Annotated in this window: 1 protein-coding gene; it reads right to left on the bottom strand. The window is 59.8% G+C overall.

Annotation, left to right across the window (positions count from 1 at the left end):
• A partial coding sequence (locus HMPREF3151_RS11545; RefSeq protein ID WP_141741311.1) for a transposase occupies window positions 1-600 on the bottom strand: 600 nt, incomplete at its 3' end.
• Between the last annotated feature and the right edge of the window lie 19 nt (window positions 601-619).

Here is a 619-nt window from a genome sequence, read left to right as displayed (position 1 = left end):
GCTACCTGCCTGTGTTTTCATTGGTGCTGGCACGCCATCAACTTTGCTGTGTGCAGGTGGTTTTACCGCGCAAGCCTCCGGCGTGTTGGCGCGCTGTGACGCATCACAGCGTTCAGCCGCCTTCTTCTGGCGTGCTTGCTGCACCCAGCGATACACCGAATTGGCCGACATGCCATATGCATCAGCAACGCGTTTCACCGGCTCACCAGCCAGCACCCGTGCGACCGCGTCTGCTTTCTGCTGCGGGGTGATGCGCGGCTTTTTCTGCAGTTCGGTCAGCACACCGACTTTCGCCAACCGCTTGTATAACGCACTCTTTGGCATGCCTAACGTCGCAGCCGCATCCGGCACCGACATACCAGCAGTCACCAACGCCACCGCGTCGTCGACAAGCTGGTCGCGTGCACGCGCCAACGCCTTCTTCGGCGGGAGCGCACCAGCTTGCTTGACCCATTCATAAACCGTGGCCTCTGCCACACCGGCTTCACAAGCAATCTCGCAGACATCATCGCCTGCAACAAGCCGCGCCACAGAAGCAGCTTTCACATCCTTCGGAGTCCAACGACCAGCCACAACAACCTCCAAGTCGAGGTGGCGCATTCACCCACTGACAACTCCA

Source organism: Corynebacterium sp. HMSC05H05 (assembly GCF_001807265.1).
GTDB lineage: Bacteria > Actinomycetota > Actinomycetes > Mycobacteriales > Mycobacteriaceae > Corynebacterium.
This window is presented reverse-complemented; position numbering and strand designations above follow the sequence as displayed.